This window comes from Nonomuraea sp. NPDC049649 (genome assembly GCF_040675175.1).
In the GTDB taxonomy this organism is placed as follows: domain Bacteria; phylum Actinomycetota; class Actinomycetes; order Streptosporangiales; family Streptosporangiaceae; genus Nonomuraea.
In genome coordinates this window covers 176,663-192,565 of the sequence record NZ_JBFAOH010000004.1, presented here as the reverse complement: position 1 = coordinate 192,565, position 15,903 = coordinate 176,663, and the positions used below count along the sequence as shown (strand labels likewise).

At 71.8% G+C, this 15,903-nt stretch carries 16 protein-coding genes; 12 read left to right on the top strand and 4 right to left on the bottom strand.

Going from position 1 to position 15,903, the window contains the following annotated elements; translation table 11 throughout:
* Positions 1-100: 100 nt before the first annotated feature.
* The 9 genes from AB0J42_RS08075 (at position 101) to AB0J42_RS08035 (ending at position 9,596) form a co-directional block, all read left to right on the top strand.
* Complete coding sequence (locus AB0J42_RS08075) at positions 101-1,078, top strand: 2-dehydropantoate 2-reductase (protein ID WP_364290204.1); 978 nt, start codon at positions 101-103, stop codon at positions 1,076-1,078.
* A gap of 37 nt (positions 1,079-1,115) precedes the next feature.
* A complete protein-coding gene (locus tag AB0J42_RS08070) occupies positions 1,116-3,017 on the top strand; it encodes a molybdopterin-dependent oxidoreductase (RefSeq protein WP_364290202.1) in 1,902 nt (633 codons plus the stop codon).
* A gap of 2 nt (positions 3,018-3,019) precedes the next feature.
* The gene (locus AB0J42_RS08065; protein ID WP_364290200.1) at positions 3,020-4,831 is read left to right on the top strand and encodes an NAD(P)H-dependent oxidoreductase subunit E; all 1,812 of its coding nucleotides are present in this window, start codon (positions 3,020-3,022) and stop codon (positions 4,829-4,831) included.
* Entirely contained in the window at positions 4,831-5,670 is an 840-nt protein-coding gene (locus AB0J42_RS08060) for a 2Fe-2S iron-sulfur cluster-binding protein (RefSeq protein ID WP_364290512.1), read from the top strand. The genes AB0J42_RS08065 and AB0J42_RS08060 overlap by 1 nt, the downstream gene beginning before the upstream one ends.
* Positions 5,663-6,523, top strand: coding sequence for a formate dehydrogenase accessory sulfurtransferase FdhD (fdhD, locus tag AB0J42_RS08055; protein WP_364290198.1), 861 nt, complete (start codon positions 5,663-5,665; stop codon positions 6,521-6,523). Before AB0J42_RS08060 ends, fdhD begins: the two co-directional genes overlap by 8 nt.
* Positions 6,524-6,623: 100 nt before the next feature.
* Positions 6,624-7,565: a metal ABC transporter substrate-binding protein gene (locus AB0J42_RS08050; protein WP_364290196.1), complete on the top strand. Its 942-nt coding sequence runs from the start codon at positions 6,624-6,626 to the stop codon at positions 7,563-7,565.
* Positions 7,553-8,335: a metal ABC transporter ATP-binding protein gene (locus AB0J42_RS08045; protein WP_364290194.1), complete on the top strand. Its 783-nt coding sequence runs from the start codon at positions 7,553-7,555 to the stop codon at positions 8,333-8,335. Before AB0J42_RS08050 ends, AB0J42_RS08045 begins: the two co-directional genes overlap by 13 nt.
* Positions 8,332-9,210 (top strand): metal ABC transporter permease, encoded by an 879-nt coding sequence (locus tag AB0J42_RS08040; RefSeq protein ID WP_364290192.1) that lies wholly within the window; start codon positions 8,332-8,334, stop codon positions 9,208-9,210. The genes AB0J42_RS08045 and AB0J42_RS08040 overlap by 4 nt, the downstream gene beginning before the upstream one ends.
* Entirely contained in the window at positions 9,207-9,596 is a 390-nt protein-coding gene (locus tag AB0J42_RS08035; RefSeq protein ID WP_364290190.1) for a transcriptional repressor, read from the top strand. Before AB0J42_RS08040 ends, AB0J42_RS08035 begins: the two co-directional genes overlap by 4 nt.
* Here the strand turns inward: AB0J42_RS08035 and AB0J42_RS08030 are convergent.
* A complete protein-coding gene (locus AB0J42_RS08030) occupies positions 9,536-10,450 on the bottom strand; it encodes a DMT family transporter (protein WP_364290188.1) in 915 nt (304 codons plus the stop codon). The genes AB0J42_RS08035 and AB0J42_RS08030 overlap by 61 nt on opposite strands.
* 71 nt (positions 10,451-10,521) lie before the next feature.
* Between AB0J42_RS08030 and AB0J42_RS08025 the strand changes: the two genes are divergently transcribed.
* Entirely contained in the window at positions 10,522-11,070 is a 549-nt protein-coding gene (locus tag AB0J42_RS08025; protein ID WP_364290186.1) for a CGNR zinc finger domain-containing protein, read from the top strand.
* Here AB0J42_RS08025 and AB0J42_RS08020 read toward each other — a convergent pair.
* From AB0J42_RS08020 to recO, 3 genes are read right to left on the bottom strand one after another with little or no spacing between them, the layout of a single operon-like run.
* Positions 11,046-11,531 (bottom strand): potassium channel family protein, encoded by a 486-nt coding sequence (locus tag AB0J42_RS08020; RefSeq protein WP_364290184.1) that lies wholly within the window; start codon positions 11,529-11,531, stop codon positions 11,046-11,048. The two genes, AB0J42_RS08025 and AB0J42_RS08020, sit on opposite strands and share 25 nt — an antisense overlap.
* 30 nt (positions 11,532-11,561) lie before the next feature.
* Positions 11,562-12,335, bottom strand: coding sequence for an isoprenyl transferase (locus AB0J42_RS08015; protein ID WP_364290182.1), 774 nt, complete (start codon positions 12,333-12,335; stop codon positions 11,562-11,564).
* The gene (recO, locus tag AB0J42_RS08010; protein WP_364290180.1) at positions 12,332-13,066 is read right to left on the bottom strand and encodes a DNA repair protein RecO; all 735 of its coding nucleotides are present in this window, start codon (positions 13,064-13,066) and stop codon (positions 12,332-12,334) included. The genes AB0J42_RS08015 and recO overlap by 4 nt, the downstream gene beginning before the upstream one ends.
* Positions 13,067-13,556: 490 nt before the next feature.
* Here recO and AB0J42_RS08005 point away from each other — a divergent pair, with 490 nt between their 5' ends.
* Both AB0J42_RS08005 and AB0J42_RS08000 read left to right on the top strand, forming a co-directional pair.
* Positions 13,557-15,110: a CDP-alcohol phosphatidyltransferase family protein gene (locus tag AB0J42_RS08005; protein WP_364290178.1), complete on the top strand. Its 1,554-nt coding sequence runs from the start codon at positions 13,557-13,559 to the stop codon at positions 15,108-15,110.
* Positions 15,107-15,826 carry a DUF5941 domain-containing protein gene (locus tag AB0J42_RS08000; RefSeq protein WP_364290176.1) on the top strand — a complete coding sequence of 240 codons (720 nt, stop codon included), beginning with the start codon at positions 15,107-15,109 and terminating at the stop codon, positions 15,824-15,826. Before AB0J42_RS08005 ends, AB0J42_RS08000 begins: the two co-directional genes overlap by 4 nt.
* Positions 15,827-15,903: the final 77 nt, after the last annotated feature.

Here is a 15,903-nt window from a genome sequence, read left to right as displayed (position 1 = left end):
CGCCTTCATGTCGGACAACGGTCATCGGCATGCTCCTTGACCCGATTTTTTCCATACTGTATACCGAATGCACAATCCGACGCGAGAACGGAGCGAGAGCATGAAGGTCGCTGTTCTTGGCGCCGGCGCCATCGGCGCGTATGTGGGGGCCGCCCTCCACAGGGCGGGAGCCGAGGTCCACCTCATCGCGAGAGGGCCGCACCTCGAAGCCATACGCGAGTCCGGTGTGATGGTGCTCAGCCCCCGGGGCGATTTCCTCGCCCACCCCCATGCCACCGGCGACCCGACGGAGGTCGGCCCGGTGGACCACGTCTTCCTGGGCCTCAAGGCGAACCACTACGCCGCCGCCGGCCCCATGATCAAGCCGCTGCTGCACGACGCCACGAGCATCGTCGCCGCGCAGAACGGCATCCCGTGGTGGTACTTCCACGGACTCAACGGCCCCTACGAGGGCTACCGCATCGAGAGCGTCGACCCGGGCGGGGCGGTCACCGCCGCGCTCCCCCTGCACCGGGCGGTCGGCTGCGTCGTCTACGCCGCCACCGAGATCGAGCGGCCCGGCGTCGTCCGGCACTACGAGGGCACCCGCTTCTCCATCGGGGAGCCGACCGGCGAGCCGACCGCGCGGTGCGCGGAGTTCAGCGCGGCCATGGTGGCGGGCGGGCTGAAATGCCCGGTGGAGCGGGATCTGCGCAAGGACGTGTGGATCAAGCTGATGGGCAACATCGCGTTCAACCCGATCAGCGCGCTGGCACGGGCCACGATGGCCGGGATCTGCCGCCACGACGGCGCCCGGGAGCTGGTCAGGGCCATGATGGCGGAGGCCGTGGAGGTGGCCCGGCAGGTGGGCTGCGACCCCGGGATCTCGATCGAGCGCCGCCTGCGCGGCGCGGAGAAGGCCGGCGAGCACAAGACCTCGACCCTCCAGGACCTGGAGCGGGGCCGGCCGCTGGAGCTCGACGTGCTGCTCGCCGCGGTGGTCGAGCTGGCCGACCTCACGGGCGCGCAGGTGCCCACGCTCCGCGCCATCCACGCGGTGAGCGACCTGCTCAACGAGAACCTTGTACGGGCGAGCTAGGTAGCATACCGTAGACAGTATACAGAATGGAGGGATCATGAGCTATGACCGCCTGACCCATCCACTGGTGCGCGAGAACGGCGTGCTGCGCAGGGCGACCTGGGAGGAGGCGCTCGACCGCGCCGCCGAGGGTTTCCGGCGCAACGTCGCCGAGCACGGCCCCGACAGCTTCGCCATGCTGTCGTGCGCCCGCTCGACGAACGAGATGAACTACGTGGGCCAGAAGTTCACCCGCGTGGTCATCGGCACCAACAACGTGGACTCTTGCAACCGCACCTGCCACGCCCCCAGCGTGGCGGGGCTCTCCGCGGTGTTCGGCAGCGGTGGCGGCACCTCCTCCTACCAGGAGGTCGAGGACACCGATGTGATCGTGATGTGGGGGTCGGCGGCCAGGAACGCGCATCCGATCTTCTTCCAGCACGTGCTCAAGGGCCTGCGCAACGGCGCCCGGATGTACGCGGTGGACCCGCGCCGCACCGGCACCGCGCAGTGGGCGCACCTGTGGCTGGGCCTGAACGTGGGCACCGACATCCCGCTGGCCCACGCCGTGGCCCGCGAGATCATCCACGCCGGGCTGCACAACGAGGCGTTCATCGAACGCGCCACGACCGGATTCGAGGAGTTCCGCGCCGCGGTCGAGCCGTGGACGCTCGGCGCCGCCGAGCAGGTCACCGGCGTGCCCGCCGAGGCGATCAGGGAGCTGGCGCACGCCTACGCCCGCGCCGACCGGGCCCAGCTCGTCTGGACGCTCGGCATCACCGAGCACCACAACGCCACCGACAACGTCCGCGCGCTGATCAACCTGTCCCTGCTCACCGGGCACGTCGGCCGCTACGGCTCCGGCCTGTCCCCGCTGCGCGGCCAGAACAACGTGCAGGGCGGCGGCGACATGGGCGCCATCCCCAACCGGCTGCCCGGCTTCCAGGACATCCTCGACCCGGCCGTCCGGGCGGCCTTCGAACGGGCCTGGGGCGTGCCGATCCAGCCCCGGTACGGGCTCAACCTCACCGAGATGCTGGAGGCGATGGGCGAGGGCCACCTCACCACCTGCTACCTGATCGGCGAGAACCCCGTGCAGTCCGAGGCCGACTCGCTGTCCTGCATCAAGCGCATGTCCAGGCTCGACCACCTCGTCGTGCAGGACATCTTCCTCACCAAGACGGCCCAGATGGCCGACGTGGTGCTGCCCGCCGGCGCCGCCTGGTGCGAGGCCGACGGCACCTTCACCAACAGCGAGCGGCGGGTGCAGCGGGTGCGCAAGGCCCTCGACCCGCCGGGCGAGGCCCGCGACGACATCGAGATCATCTGCGCGCTGGCCCGCAGGCTGGGCCACGACTGGCACTACGACAGCGCCGAGCAGGCCTGGGACGAGCTGCGCTCCGTCTCCCCGGTACACCGCGGCATGACGTACCGGCGGCTGGAAGAGCACCAGGGCATCCAGTGGCCGTGCTTCAGCGAGGACACGCTGGAACCGCCCTACCTGCACGCCCGGCTGTGGGAGACCGACCCGGCCAAGCGCGGCGACCCGGCGCCGTTCGCGACGCCCCGCCACTCGCCGCCGGTCGACCTGCTGGACGACGAGTACCCGCTCCGGCTCACCACCGGGCGCAGGCTCGACTCGTACAACACCGGCGTACAGTCGTCCGGCTTCGCCTCGCCGCTGCGGCGCGGGGAGACCGTCGACATGTGCCCGGAGGACGCCGAGCGGCTCGGCGTCGTGGCCGGCGAGGAGGTGCGGATCAGCTCCCGCCGGGGCTCGGTGGTCGCGCCGGTGCACATCGACCCCGCCCTGCGGCCGGGGCTGGTGTTCATGACGTTCCACTTCCCGGACGAGGTGGACGTCAACTCGCTGACCATCGAGGCCACCTGTCCCATCGCGGGCACCGCCGAGTTCAAGGCGGCCGCCGTACGCGTCGAGAAGCTCGTCAAGGTGGGGTGACGATGGACCTGCGATTCCGGGACGCGGAGCCGACGGCCGAGGAGCGCGCGGCGGTCGACGCGCTGCTCGGGCCGCCCTCCTCCGCCTGGGACGGCGGCGAGCGGACCGGCGCCGACCTGCGGGTCGCCGCCCGCGCCGAGAGCGCCCGCGACCTGCTGCTGCCCGCCCTGCACGCGGTCAACGACCGGGTCGGGTGGATCAGCGAGGGCGCGCTCGACTACATCTGCCGCCGTCTGACCGTGCCGCCCGCCGAGGCGTACGGCGTGGCGACCTTCTACTCGCTGCTCTCCGTCGAACCGCGGCCGGCGCGGGTGCTGCACCTCTGCACCGACCTCGCCTGCCACGCCAAGGGCTCGGACGCGGTACGACGTCGTATCGAGGAACGGCTCGGCCCGCCCGGCCAGTCGTGGCAGCCCAGCCCGTGCCTCGGCCTGTGCGAGCGCGCCCCGGCGGCCCTCGCCCTGGAGGCGGGCGACCCGCCGGCGGCCGACGTCTACGGCCCCATCGACCCCGACGACACCGCGTACGCCCAGAACGGGAAAGCCGCGGCCCCGCACAAGGAGAGGACAGAGGAGCCGCCCGTGGAGGCGGCGGTGCCGCAGGCCGGGCAGGACGGGCTGGTGCTGTTACGCCGGATCGGGGTGGCGGATCCGGCGAGCCTGGACGACTACCGGGCCAAGGGCGGGTACGCGGCGCTGCGGCGGGCGTTCCGGCTCGGCCCGGCCGGGGTGATCCGGGAGGTGCTGGAGTCGGGGCTGGTCGGCCGGGGCGGCGCGGCCTTCCCGACGGGCCGCAAGTGGGACGCCACCGCACGCCAGCCCGACCACCCGCACTACCTGGTGTGCAACGCCGATGAGAGCGAGCCGGGCACCTTCAAGGATCGCGTGATCATGGAGGGTGACCCGTACGCCCTGGTCGAGGCCATGACGATCGCCGCCTACGCCACCGGCTGCGCCAAGGGCTACCTCTACATCAGGGGCGAGTACCCGAGGGCGATCAGGAGGCTGGAGCACGCGATCGCCACCGCCCGGTCCCGTGGCCTGCTCGGCGCCGACATCCTGGGCCAGGGCTTCGGCTTCGACATCGAGCTGAGAAGGGGCGCGGGCGCGTACATCTGCGGCGAGGAGACCGCGATCTTCAACTCCATCGAGGGCTACCGCGGCGAGCCGCGCAGCAAGCCGCCGTTCCCGGTGGAGAAGGGCCTGTTCGGCAAGCCCACGGTGGTCAACAACGTGGAGACGCTGGTCAACGTGCTGCCGATCCTGGAGCACGGCGCCCAGGCGTACGCGGCGATCGGCACGGAGGCGTCGACCGGCACGAAGCTGTTCTGCGTGTCCGGCACCGTCGCCAAACCCGGCATCTACGAGCTGCCGTTCGGCGCGACGCTCCGCGAGCTGCTGGACCTGGCAAGCCCGGTGGCCGAGCCGCGGGCGGTGCTGCTCGGCGGCGCGGCCGGCGCGTTCGTCACCGACCTGGACATCCCGCTGACGTTCGAGGGCACAAGACAGGCGGGGGCCACGCTCGGCTCCGGCGTGGTGCTCGTGCTGGACGACAGCGTGGACCTCAAGGCGATCCTGCTGCGCATCGCCGAGTTCTTCCGCGACGAGTCGTGCGGGCAGTGCGTGCCCTGCCGGGTCGGCACCGTACGGCAGGAGGAGGCGCTGCACCGCCTGTCGGAGCGGGTGGACGAGCGGGACCTGCTGCTGCTGCGCGAGGTCGGGCAGACCATGCGGGACGCCTCGATCTGCGGGCTCGGCCAGACGGCCTGGAACGCCGTGGAATCAGCCATCGAACGTCTGGGGGTGTACAGGTGATCCCGCTGCAGCCGCCGCGGCGGCTCGTCGACGTCGAGGTCGACGGCGAGAACGTACGGGTGCCGGAAGGTTCGACGATCCTGGACGCCTGCGAGGCGGCGGGCAAGGACATCCCGACCCTCTGCTACGGCGACACGCTCACCCCGAAGAACGCCTGCCGGGTGTGCGTGGTCGAGGTGGAGGGGTCGCGGACCCTCGCCCCCGCCTGCTCCAGGAAGATCGAGCCGGGGATGACGGTCGCCACCGGCACCGAGCGCGCCCGCCACAGCCGCAAGGTCGTGCTGGAGCTGCTCGCCTCGTCGGTGGACCTGTCCACGACGCCCCGGGCGGCCGAGTGGATCGAGGAGTACGGCGCCGAACCCGAGCGGTTCGGCGACGACGCCGCCACGGTCGAGCAGCCCGCCAAGGTCGACAACGAGCTGTACGTGCGCGACTACGCCAAATGCATCCTCTGCTACAAGTGCGTGGACGCCTGCGGCGACCAGTGGCAGAACACCTTCGCCATCGGCGTGGCCGGGCGGGGCTTCGACGCGACGATCTCCACCGAGTTCGACGCGCCGCTCACCGACTCGGCCTGCGTCTACTGCGGCAACTGCGTGGAGGTCTGCCCGACGGGGGCGCTGTCGTTCAAGACCGAGTTCGACATGCGGGCCGAGGGCACCTGGGACGAGTCGCGGCAGACCGAGACCACGACGATCTGCAGCTACTGCGGGGTCGGCTGCAACCTGACCCTGCACGTACAGGACAACAAGATCGTCAAGGTGACGTCGCCGCACGACAACCCGGTCACGCACGGCAACCTCTGCGTCAAGGGCCGGTTCGGGTTCGGCTATGTCTAGGGTCTCCGTCAAGCGCCGCATCCTGCGCGTCAGGGACACCGCCCCGGCGCGCGGGATCGACTCGCTGGCGGCGGAGGAGCCGCTGGAGATCCGGCTCGACGGCACCCCGCTGACCGTCACCATGCGGACCCCGGGCGACGACTTCGACCTGGCCGCCGGCTTCCTCGTCAGCGAGGGCGCCGTCGGCTCGGCCGGGGACATCGCGACCATCCGCTACTGCGCGGGTGCCACGGCCGAAGGGCTCAACACGTACAACGTCCTGGACGTGCGGCTGGCGCCGGGCGTCCGGGCGCCGGCCCCGCGCAACTTCTACACCACCTCCTCCTGCGGGGTCTGCGGCAAGGCCTCTCTGGAGGCGGTGCGCACGGTCGCCCGCTGGGCGGCGCACGACGACCCCGTCCGGCTCGGCCGGGCGACGGTGACGTCGTTGCCGGGCAGGCTGCGCGCGGCCCAGCGGGTCTTCGACCGGACCGGCGGGCTGCACGCCGCGGGCCTGTTCACCGCCGGGGGCGAGCCGCTCTGCGTCCGCGAGGACGTGGGGCGGCACAACGCGGTGGACAAGCTCCTCGGCTGGGCGCTCAGGAACGACCGGCTGCCGCTGCGCGGCACGGTCCTCATGGTGTCCGGCCGGGCCTCCTTCGAGCTGGTGCAGAAGGCGGTGATGGGGGGCGTCCCGGTGCTGGCCGCGGTCTCCGCCCCGTCCTCCCTGGCGGTGGAGCTGGCCGCCGAGGAGGGCTTGACGCTCATCGGGTTCCTGCGCGGGGAGTCGATGAACGTCTACGCGGGCGAGCAGCGGCTGAACCTCACCCCGGCGGCCGGCTGCGGCTCAGCCGGCGTACCTCCGCCGGGGTGATGAAGGGATGCCGTGCGGCCGGCCTGGCCCCCAGCCGCCGTCCGGCATCCCAACCAGGCGACTTTGACAACCATTTTCATTCCCGGGCATACTGACTCACATGATGTCAGGACATTCCCGTACGCGGATCGCCGGAGCACTCGCCGGCGCCACCCTGCTGGCCGCGACCGCGTGCGGCGCCGACGCCGGAACCGGCGGAGCCCCCGGGGACACCCCTCAGGTGGTCGCCGCCTTCTATCCGCTGCAGTGGCTCACCGAGCAGGTCGGCGGCTCCGACATCCAGGTGACGAGCCTGACCACCCCCGGTGTCGAACCGCACGACCTGGAGCTGGGCGCCCACCAGATGGCCCAGCTGGAGGACGCCGCGCTCACCGTCTACATCAAGGGCGTGCAGCCGGCCGTGGACGAGGCGGTCTCGCCCGACACCTCGTTCGACGCCGCCACGGCCGTCCAGACCATCCCGATCGGCGGCCACGACCACGGCGACGAGCATGCGCACGAGGAGGGCGAGGAGGGCCACGACCACGGCGTCCCCTACGACCCGCACCTCTGGCTCGACCCGTCCCGGCTGGCCACCGTCGCCACCGCGCTGGGCGAACGCCTGGCCGCCGCCGACCCCGCGCACGCGCAGGACTTCAAGGACCGCGCCGCCGCCACCGCCGCCTCGCTCACCGCCCTGGACCAGGAGTTCAGCCAGGGCCTGGCCACCTGCTCGACGCGGACGATGATCACCGCGCACTCGGCCTTCGGCTACCTGGCCGACCGTTACAAGCTCAAGCAGGTGGGCATTACCCTCGATCCGGAGGCCGAGCCCTCGCCCGCCCGGCTGGCCGAGGTGGCCGACCTCGCCAAGCGCGAGAAGGTGACCACGATCTTCGCCGAGAAGCTGGTCAGCCCCAAGGTGGCCGAGGTGCTGGCCGGCGAGGTGGGCGCCCGGACCGCGGTGCTCGACCCGCTGGAGAGCGCGCCCGAGGGCGATTACGTCTCCGCGATGCGCGACAATCTGAAGACACTGCAGACGGCGCTGGGATGCACCACATGAGCGAGATCGCTTTCGCGATGACCGGCGGGCGGGTCACGCTCGACGGGCGGCCCGTGCTCGCGGGCGTCGACCTGACCGTCCGCGAAGGCGAGGTGGTGGCCGTCATGGGCACCAACGGCTCGGGCAAGTCCACGCTGGTGCGGGCGCTGCTCGGGCTGCGGCCGCTGTCCGGCGGCTCGACTCTGCTGTACGGGGTGCCGCCCGCGCGGTTCCGTCACTGGTGGCGCATCGGCTACGTGCCGCAGCGCCTGGCGATCGGCGGCGGGGTGCCCGCCACCGTCCGGGAGGTCGTCGCCTCGGGCCGGGTCGCGCGCAGGCGCCGGCTGAGCCGCTTCCGCCCGGAGGACCGGGAGGCCGTGACCCGCGCCCTGGCCGCGGTGGGGCTGTCCGACCGGGCCGGCGACTCGGCGCAGGCGCTCTCCGGGGGCCAGCAGCAGCGGGTGCTCATCGCCCGGGCGCTGGCCGGGGAGCCCGACACGTACGTCATGGACGAGCCGACCGCGGGCGTCGACGCCGAGACCCAGCGGCTGCTCGCCGACACGCTCGCCGGGCTGGTGGCGGCCGGCAAGACCATCGTCCTGGTCGCGCACGAGCTCGGCCCGCTGGAGCCGCTCATCACGCGCGGCGTCGTGGTCCGCGAGGGCCGCATCGTCCACGACGGGCCGCCGCCGCAGCCGGAGGGCGAGTGCGCCAGGCCGGGCCACGAGCACGTGCACCCGCACGCCGAGGCCACCGCGGGCCCGCTGCTCGGGTGGCAAGGAGAGCGATGATCGACCTGAGCCTGCTCGACAAGCAGTTCTTCCAGCTCGCGCTGGTCGCCGCGCTGCTCGTGGGGCTCTGCGCGCCGGCCGTGGGCACGTTCATCGTGCAGCGCAAGCTGGCGCTGCTCGGCGACGGTATCGGCCACGTGGCGCTGACCGGCGTCGCGCTCGGCTTCCTGACCGGCACCGCGCCGGTGCTCACCGCGGTCGCGGTGGCGGTCGCCGGGGCCGTCGCCATAGAGGTGGTCAGGGCACGCGGCCGCACCAGCGGCGACGTGGCGCTGGCGCTGCTCTTCTACGGCGGCATCGCGGGCGGCGTCATGCTCATGGGCATCGCGCCCGGCGGCAGCAACGCCAAGCTCAACTCCTACCTGTTCGGCGCCATCGCCAGCGTCACGACAGAGGACATCTGGGTCATCGGCGGGCTGGCCGTGCTGGTGCTCGGGGTCGTCGCGGTCTTCGGCCGGGAGCTGTTCGTGCTCTGCCAGGACGAGGAGATCGCCAAAGCCAGCGGGCTGCCGGTGCGCTTCCTCAGCATGCTGATCGCGGTCACGGCGGCGCTGACCGTGGTGATCGCCATGCGGGTGGTGGGGCTGCTGCTGGTCAGCGCGCTCATGGTGATACCGGTGGCGACCAGCCAGCAGCTCACTCGCGGGTTCCGGACCACGATGCTGCTGGCGATGCTGTTCGGCACGGTCGCGGCGGTGGGCGGGCTGCTCGCCTCGACCGCCTCCACCAGGGTGCCTCCGGGGGCGGCCATCGTCCTGCTCGCGCTGGCCGGCTTCGTGCTTTCCCTGGGTGTCGGTAGATTCATACGGCGAGGCCGATACCAGGAGTCGAACGTGAGTGAGGCAGGCAAGATGCGCGTCGAGGAGGTCACATGACTTCCAGGCGACGAGCCGTCCACGAAATACTGCGTAAGAGTGAGGGGTTCCGCAGCGCCCAGGACGTCTACACGGAGATGCGCCAGCACGGCGCGAAGATCGGGCTGACCACGGTCTACCGGGCGTTGCAGACGCTGGCCGACCGGGGTCAGATCGACGTGCTCCGCAACGACGAGGGCGAGTCCGTCTACCGCGCGTGCGAGACCGGTGAGCACCACCACCACCTGGTCTGCCGCCGCTGCGGTCACACCGTCGAGGTGGAGGGCCCGGTGGTGGAGCGCTGGGCCGAGACGATCGGCAACGAGCACGGCTTCAGCGACGTCACTCACACCGTCGAGGTCTTCGGCACCTGCTCGTCCTGCACCAAGTCGGCGGAGACGGGCTGAGCCCTGCGCGACCCCCACAGCACACCGAGCACGACCACCGCGCAGCCGGCCAGCTGCAGCGGCGACGGGCGCTCACCGAGCAGGGCCCCCAGGCCCACCGTCGTCATAGGCTGGACGAGCAGCAACAGCGCGGTCAGCGCGGCGGGCTGACGCGGCAGCGAGTATGTGATGAGCGACCATCCGAGCACCTGCGGCCCGAGCGCGAGCACCAGCAGCCAGCCGTGCTCGGGCCAGCTCGGCACGAGGTCGGCCCCGCCGAAGAGCGGGCTGAGCGCCACCATGGACAGCATGGCCACCGTGGTGGCGTGCGCGAGGGGCGCCGCCGGCCGGTCGGAGGCGCTCTTCAGCAGGAGCAGGAAGGCGGCGTACGCGAGCGAGGTCGCGACGCCGGTGGCCACGCCGAGCATCGGGTCGGCGCCGTACGCGGCGCTGTCGAACACACCGGAGATCAGCACCACCCCGCCGAACACGACCGGCGTGGCCATGATCAGGGCGCGCGACGGCCGCTCCCGGAAGATCGCCCAGGCGGCGAACGCCACGATGAACACCTGCAGATTGCCCAGCACGGTGGCCAGACCGGCGCCCACGTACGCGATCGAGTGGTGCCAGAACAGCAGGTCGAGCGCGAACATCACGCCTGCCAGGCAGGCCAGGGTGCGGGGCCTGCCGCGGAAGGGCCCGCGCCTGCGCCGTTCCAGCGCGGCCAGCACGATCATGGGCGGGATCGCGTACGCGCAGCGGAAGATCGCCGAGGTGGCGGGCGCCACGTCGGCGATCCGGACGAGCGGCCCCGAGGTCGAGATGATCAAGGCTCCGGCTATCGCGATCAGCACGATCCGGCGGTGTGAACTCATCCGAAACCCCAGGCCCCCCGTGGCAGAGATACGCTGCGACAACGCTAGAGTCCGCCCCGACAGGAGTCAACATGCCTTTTGGCCATGACATGCGGCATTCCCTGGGCACCGTCGTGGAGCTCGTCAACACCTCCCCCTCGACAGGTGGCGAGGACCGGCTCTCCAGCCTGGCCGAGCTGCAGTCCTTCGTCGAGGCACAGCAAGTCAGCGGGCTGGGCGGGCTCACGGCACGCGACCTGGGCCAGGTGAGAATGGTGCGGGAGGCGTTCTACCGCGTCTGCACCGCGGGCGACCAGCAGACCGCGGTCCGCCTGCTCAACGAGCTGCTGGCGAAGACCCGCATAACCCCCCGGCTCACCGAGCACGACGGCCACCCCCTGCACGTCCACTACTTCGCCCCGGACGCCACGCTGGCCGAACACCTCGCCGCCGACTGCGGCGTGGCCCTCGCCCACCTGCTCGTGGAGGGCGAGTGGGAGCGGCTGCGCACCTGCGCGGCGCCCGACTGCGAGCACGTGTTCGTGGACGAGTCACGCAACCGCAGCCGCGTCTACTGCGACAGCCGCACCTGCGGCAACCGCATGCACGTGGCCGCCTACCGCGCCCGGCGGCGCGCCTGATCCTCCCGGAACCGCCGGGCCAGCAGGGCCGCCGCACTGGCCACCACGACCAGGTTGAAAACCATCTGCGCCAGCACCAGCCCTCTGGCGAGCTGCCCCTGCGCGTGCACATCGCCGAACCCGACCGTGGCCAGCGTGGAGACCGCGAAGTAGAGCCCGTCGGTCCTGGTCTCCAGCCCGGCGAACTCCCCCTCCCGCCACGAGGCCACGCTGTAGTCGGCGAGCGCGAACAGCACCACGCCGGTCACGGTGACCAGCGCCAGCCCGAACGTGGTCAGCCCGCTCCGCTCGCCGGCCGAGTCGCGCCTGACCTCCCTGGCGACGCTCCGGGCCACCAGCGCGATCCCGGCGAGCACCGCGGCCGTGCGCAGCGCCCGCAGCCAGCCGGGCTGGTCCTCGCCCAGGGGCACCACGTAGTAGGCCCCGATGATCAGGGCGAGGTGCCAGGTCAGCCGCCACATGGGGGAAGAGGTTCCCCGCGCGGCGACCGGCTAGACCGGGTTGGGCACCGCTCCGCCGTAGCGCCTGTCGCGCTTGGCGTAGATCTCGCACGCCTCCCACAGGTCGCGCCGGTCGAAGTCGGGCCAGAGCCGGTCGAGGAAGACCATCTCCGCGTAGGCCGACTGCCACAGCAGGAAGTTGGAGAAGCGCTGCTCGCCCGACGAACGGACGAACAGGTCGACCTCCGGGATGTCGGGCTCGTCGAGGTAGCGGGCGAAGACCTTCTCGTCGACCTTGGACGGCTTCACCCGGCCCGCCTTGATGTCGTCGGCCAGCTTGAGCGCCGCGTCGACGATCTCGGCCTGGCCGCCGTAGTTGACGCAGAACTGCAGCGTCAGCGTGCGGTTGCCGCGGGTCATCTCCTCGGCGGAACGCAGCTCGTCGATCACGCTCTTCCACAGCCGCCCCGGCCGGCCCGCCCAGCGCACCCGCACGCCCATCGCGTGCAGCTCGTCGCGCCGGCGGCGGATCACGTCGCGGTTGAAGCCCATGAGGAAGCGCACCTCGTCGGGCGAGCGCTTCCAGTTCTCCGTCGAGAACGCGTACGCGCTCAAGTAGGGGATGCCCAGCTCCAGGGCGCCCTCGATGACGTCGAACAGCGACGCCTCCCCCGCCTTGTGCCCCTCGGTGCGCGGCAGGCCGCGGGCCTTGGCCCACCGGCCGTTGCCGTCCATGACGATCGCCACATGACGGGGCACCAGCTCGCGCGGCAGCGGCGGCGGGGTGGCGCCGGACGGGTGCGGTGTCGGCGGGCGGACGTTCACGCGGGCTCCCTTTCTACGTGGCGGAGCGAGCGTATCCCGTGTTCGAGGTGCCATTGCAGGTAGGCCGCGACCAGGCCGCTGCACTCGCTGCGGTGGCGCGGCTCGGAGGCGTCGGCCGTCGCCCAGTCGCCCCGCAGCAGCGCCGTCATCAGGCCGATCGTCTCACTCGCGGGCACCGCCGAGCCGGCGGGACGGCACGCCCCGCAGACCACGCCGCCCGCGACGATGGCGAACGCCCGGATCGCGGGGGCGCGGCACTTGGCGCACGCCTCCAGCGCGGGCGCGTATCCGGCGACGGCCAGCGAGCGCAGGAAGTAGGCGTCGAGCACCAGCCGGGCCTCGTGAGTGCCCTCGGCGAGCGTGCGCAGCCCGCCCACCAGCAGCAGGAACTGCCGGAGCGCCGGCTCCTTCTCGCCGTGGGCCAGCCGGTCGGCGGTCTCCAGCATCGCCGAGCCCGCGGTGTAGCGCGGGTAGTCGATCGCCAGCGCCTCACCGTACGGCCTGATCGTCTCCGCCTGGGTGACCACGTCGAGCGTGCGGCCGGTGTGGAGCTGCAGGTCGACGTGGGTGAACGGCTCCAGTCGCGCGCCGAAGCGCGAGGTGGTGCGGCGCACGCCCTTGGCGACGACCCTGACCTTGCCGGTGCGCTTGGTCAGGATGGTGACGATGCGGTCGGCCTCGCCGAGCTTCTGAGTGCGCAGCACCACGCCCTCGTCACGGTAGAGACTCACCCTGCCATCCTACGGGCGTATCAAACTGGCGACACTTCGTGCCCGGCCCGAGGCGGTGTGACGCGGCTTTCCACAACCGTCACTAGACTTTGACGCCTGATCCACATAGCCCGTTGTTCAAACCCCCGTCCCCGCCTCGAAAGGGAGTCGTCACTCGCTCCCCGGCCCCAAGGCCAGGGCTCGCCCCGGCAGCCTGGCGGGCCTGAGCGACCAGACCGAGCCACCACCTGAGGGAGGTGATCCAGGTGGCCACGTTCCACGTACGACAGCAGACCGGCCCCGGCGTGCTCCTCCGGCGCCGGCTCTCGGGCGGCACCCCGCGCCTGGGTCGGGACCTCCGGGAGACGGCCGAGGGCCGCTCCGGCGGGCGGACGGATACGCGTACACCACTCAAGGAGAAGTGCATGTCACTGCACGCCCGGGCCGTGAACGGCCTCCCGCCTTCGTTCCCTCCGCGGGCTGAGGCCCGGAGCACCGGCGGGAGCGTCTGATGGCACGCGTGGTCCTGCTGGGCTCCTCGCCCGGCCCCGGCGCCGCCGCCCCCACCGGCCTGCGGCTCGCCGCGCTGCCCGGCACCCCCACCGTGGGAGATCGACTGCGCGACCAGGTCCTCTCGATGGACCCGAGGCCCGCCACCATCGGCACCGGTGACGTGGCCGAGGCGCTGCGCTCGCTGGCGGAGGTCGCGGAGACCGCGAACGAGAGCCTGTTCATCATCCCGGACAACTCGGTCGTCCACGACGAGCTGATCTACCAGATCAACAAGACCAAGCGGGGTGCGCTGGTCCTCGTCGCCAAGGAGCCGCGCCAGCAGGCCGACGAGGACGCCGAGGAGGCCGACGAGGCCCCGGAGGCGCACGACGAGCAGGTCACCGAGTCCGTGCCGATCGCCGAGGCGGAGCCCGAGATCGGCATGAACCGGGTGGAGGGCCTGACCGTCCGCACCCGCATCGGCAAGACCCGGGTCGTCTCGGTCGGCACCGCCACCCACAAGGTGACCCGGCCCAACGCCGTGCTGCTCGGCCCCATGTACATCAGCGCGCGCAACGCGCCGGTGCTCGCCGAGACCTGCCGCGAGCTGGCCGCGATGGCCTCCACCTTCGGCGAGGACGACGACCTGGTCCAGCTCATCGCCTTCGGGCTGGTGCGCAAGGGCGTCTCGGTCGGCATCCGCGGCCGCCGCGACCTGTTCTACCGCCGCGTCACCACCCAGGAAGAGGCCAACGAGGCCGCCGTCGAGATGTCGGGCATAGACGAGGACCGCGCCCGGCTCAACAACGCGGTCAAGGGCGCCGACGGCTTCTTCACCACGTTCTTCGTCTCCACCTACTCGCGCTTCATCGCCCGCTGGGCGGCCCGGCGGGGGCTGACGCCCAACCAGGTCACCCTCATCTCGATCGCCCTCGGCGTGGCCGCCGCCGCCTGCTTCGCCACCGGTCAGCGGCCGTGGATGATCGCCGGTGGCCTGCTGATCTACTTCGCGTTCGTGTTCGACTGCGTCGACGGCCAGGTGGCGCGCTACGCCCGCAAGTTCGGGGTGCTGGGAGCGTGGCTCGACGCCACGTTCGACCGGTTCAAGGAGTACGTGGTCTTCGCCGGTCTCGCCGTGGGCTGGATCGTCGCGGGCAACGGCGGCGACGACATCTGGATCTTCGCGCTGGCCGCCATCGGCCTGCAGTCCATCCGTCACCTGCTCGACTTCTCCTTCGGCATCTCCACCCGCCGCAAGCCGCCGGCCAAGCTGCCGACGCTGCCGCTCGACGCCCCCGACGACCGCGACCTGCGCCAGGCCCTGGAGCGCCGGAAGGTCGAGTCGAGCAACGGCGTACGCCGCGTGCTCAAGCTGTGGACCAAGGCCGGCAAGTACCGAGCGGTCCACTGGGCGCGTAAAATGATCGTGTTTCCCATCGGCGAGCGGTTCGCGGCCATTGCGATCACCGCTGCGCTCTTCGACGCCCGCATTACCTTCCTCACGCTGGTGATCTGGGGCACCGTCGCCGCCGTCTACACCCTCACCGGACGCCTCATGAGGTCGCTCGCATGATCACTCAGCCGCAGGCCGCCACCACCCCCACGCCTGACCCTGACGAGGAGCGCCGGCGGATACAGACCGCCCGCCTGCTCGCCTACCGCGACGACGGCCCCCTCGTCCACATCCTGGCCGGCAAGCTCGGCAGAGGCCTGCCGCCGGTCCCCGCCACGCTGGCCGCGCTCCTCGCGGTCGTCGCCGTCACCGTGACCGGCCTGATCGAGCCGGGCTTCATGATGCTGGTGCCGGCGCTGATCGTGCTGCTGCTGGTGCTGCCGACCGCGCCGCGCGACCATCTGGGCCGCTTCGACTGGCTCACGCCGCCGATGCTGCGGGCCGCCGAGTTCCTGGTGATCATCGCCGTCGGCATCGCCGCGGGCGCGCCGAAGTGGCTGCTGTTCGTGCTGGTGTACGTGGTCGGCTACCACACCTACGACACCGTCTACCGCACCCGTCAGAGCATCTGGCCGCCGGCCTGGGTGTTCTACGCCGGCCTCGGCTGGGAGCTGCGGCTGCTCATCGTCGGCGCGGGCGCGGCGCTGGACCTGGTCACGCCGGTGCTCGCGGTGCTGACGGCCTACCTGTTCGTGCTGTTCGCCGTCGAGAGCGTGACGAGCTGGGTCCGCCTCGACAAGGCGTCGGCCCAGGCGGGCGCCGACGCCGAGCAGGACCTGGAGCAGTCCCCCGAGGACGCGATGGAGCAGGCCGCCGGCGAGGCGGAGAAAGCCTGAACCTCCTTCTCACGCGAGAGGCGGGGCCGTGGTTCGGCCCCGCCTCTCGCGTTTTTCCACGCCGCCCGGTGGAGGCG